1 rRNA gene is annotated in these 3,075 nt (G+C 52.3%); it reads right to left on the bottom strand.

The window, feature by feature from the left end:
* Positions 1 to 49: 49 nt before the first annotated feature.
* Positions 50 to 2,980 (bottom strand): 23S ribosomal RNA (locus BAE31_RS03440).
* Positions 2,981 to 3,075 lie beyond the last annotated feature (95 nt).

The raw sequence follows: 3,075 nt of genomic DNA on the forward strand, positions 1-3,075 counted from the left end.
AATGTTCTCTCAAAACTAGATAACAATGTTCATGCTTCACATTAGAATATAGGTTAAGTCCTCGATCTATTAGTATCTGTCAGCTCCACGTGTCACCACGCTTCCACCTCAGACCTATCAACCTGATCATCTTTCAGGGATCTTACTTCCTTGCGGAATGGGAAATCTCATCTTGAGGGGGGCTTCATGCTTAGATGCTTTCAGCACTTATCCCGTCCGCACATAGCTACCCAGCGATGCCCTTGGCAGAACAACTGGTACACCAGCGGTGCGTCCATCCCGGTCCTCTCGTACTAAGGACAGCTCCTCTCAAATTTCCTGCGCCCGCGACGGATAGGGACCGAACTGTCTCACGACGTTCTGAACCCAGCTCGCGTACCGCTTTAATGGGCGAACAGCCCAACCCTTGGGACCGACTACAGCCCCAGGATGCGATGAGCCGACATCGAGGTGCCAAACCTCCCCGTCGATGTGGACTCTTGGGGGAGATAAGCCTGTTATCCCCGGGGTAGCTTTTATCCGTTGAGCGATGGCCCTTCCATGCGGAACCACCGGATCACTAAGCCCGACTTTCGTCCCTGCTCGACTTGTAGGTCTCGCAGTCAAGCTCCCTTGTGCCTTTACACTCTGCGAATGATTTCCAACCATTCTGAGGGAACCTTTGGGCGCCTCCGTTACATTTTAGGAGGCGACCGCCCCAGTCAAACTGCCCACCTGACACTGTCTCCCTGCCCGATAAGGGCAGCGGGTTAGAAGGTCAATACAGCCAGGGTAGTATCCCACCGATGCCTCCACCGAAGCTAGCGCTCCGGTTTCCAAGGCTCCTACCTATCCTGTACAAGCTGTACCAACATTCAATATCAGGCTGCAGTAAAGCTCCACGGGGTCTTTCCGTCCTGTCGCGGGTAACCTGCATCTTCACAGGTACTATAATTTCACCGAGTCTCTCGTTGAGACAGTGCCCAGATCGTTGCGCCTTTCGTGCGGGTCGGAACTTACCCGACAAGGAATTTCGCTACCTTAGGACCGTTATAGTTACGGCCGCCGTTTACTGGGGCTTCAATTCGCACCTTCGCTTACGCTAAGCGCTCCTCTTAACCTTCCAGCACCGGGCAGGCGTCAGCCCCTATACTTCGCCTTACGGCTTCGCAGAGACCTGTGTTTTTGCTAAACAGTCGCCTGGGCCTATTCACTGCGGCTTCTCGGGGCTTTAACACCCTAAGAAGCACCCCTTCTCCCGAAGTTACGGGGTCATTTTGCCGAGTTCCTTAACGAGAGTTCTCTCGATCACCTTAGGATTCTCTCCTCGCCTACCTGTGTCGGTTTGCGGTACGGGCACCTCTCACCTCGCTAGAGGCTTTTCTTGGCAGTGTGGAATCAGGAACTTCGCTACTAAATTTCGCTCGCCATCACAGCTCAGCCTTTACGGGAAACGGATTTGCCTATTTCCCAGCCTAACTGCTTGGACGCGGATATCCAATACCGCGCTTACCCTATCCTCCTGCGTCCCCCCATTGCTCAAATGGTGAGGAGGTGGTACAGGAATATCAACCTGTTGTCCATCGCCTACGCCTTTCGGCCTCGGCTTAGGTCCCGACTAACCCTGAGCGGACGAGCCTTCCTCAGGAAACCTTAGGCATTCGGTGGACGGGATTCTCACCCGTCTTTCGCTACTCATACCGGCATTCTCACTTCTAAGCGCTCCACCAGTCCTTCCGGTCTGGCTTCACAGCCCTTAGAACGCTCTCCTACCACTGTTCGTAAGAACAGTCCGCAGCTTCGGTGATACGTTTAGCCCCGGTACATTTTCGGCGCAGAGTCACTCGACCAGTGAGCTATTACGCACTCTTTAAATGGTGGCTGCTTCTAAGCCAACATCCTGGTTGTCTAAGCAACTCCACATCCTTTTCCACTTAACGTATACTTTGGGACCTTAGCTGGCGGTCTGGGCTGTTTCCCTTTCGACTACGGATCTTATCACTCGCAGTCTGACTCCCAAGGATAAGTCATCGGCATTCGGAGTTTGACTGAATTCGGTAACCCGGTAGGGGCCCCTAGTCCAATCAGTGCTCTACCTCCGAGACTCTTACCTTGAGGCTAGCCCTAAAGCTATTTCGGAGAGAACCAGCTATCTCCAGGTTCGATTGGCATTTCACCCCTACCCACACCTCATCCCCGCACTTTTCAACGTGCGTGGGTTCGGGCCTCCATTCAGTGTTACCTGAACTTCACCCTGGACATGGGTAGATCACCTGGTTTCGGGTCTACGACCACGTACTCATGCGCCCTATTCAGACTCGCTTTCGCTGCGGCTCCGCATCTTCTGCTTAACCTTGCACGGGATCGTAACTCGCCGGTTCATTCTACAAAAGGCACGCCATCACCCGTTAACGGGCTCTGACTACTTGTAGGCACACGGTTTCAGGATCTATTTCACTCCCCTTCCGGGGTGCTTTTCACCTTTCCCTCACGGTACTGGTTCACTATCGGTCACTAGGGAGTATTTAGCCTTGGGAGATGGTCCTCCCGGATTCCGACGGAATTTCACGTGTTCCGCCGTACTCAGGATCCACTCTGGAGAGAATAACATTTCAGTTACAGGGCTGTTACCTTCTTTGGCGGGCCTTTCCAGACCTCTTCGCTTATATCATTCCTTTGTAACTCCGTATAGAGTGTCCTACAACCCCAAGAGGCAAGCCTCTTGGTTTGGGCTGTTCCCGTTTCGCTCGCCGCTACTCAGGGAATCGCATTTGCTTTCTCTTCCTCCGGGTACTTAGATGTTTCAGTTCCCCGGGTATGCCTTCTCATACTCTATGTATTCAAGTATGGATACTACTCCATTACGAGCAGTGGGTTTCCCCATTCGGAAATCTCCGGATCAAAGCTTGCTTACAGCTCCCCGAAGCATATCGGTGTTCGTCCCGTCCTTCATCGGCTCCTAGTGCCAAGGCATCCACCGTGCGCCCTTTCTAACTTAACCATTTCTTACTTTAGAAAGAATCACTATGTGTGATGAACTTTGCATTGCATTCAATGTGAATGTATTACTTATTGTTATCTAGTTTTCAAAGAACA

This window comes from Bacillus sp. I-2 (genome assembly GCF_001974945.1).
Lineage (GTDB): Bacteria > Bacillota > Bacilli > Bacillales > Bacillaceae > Bacillus > Bacillus safensis.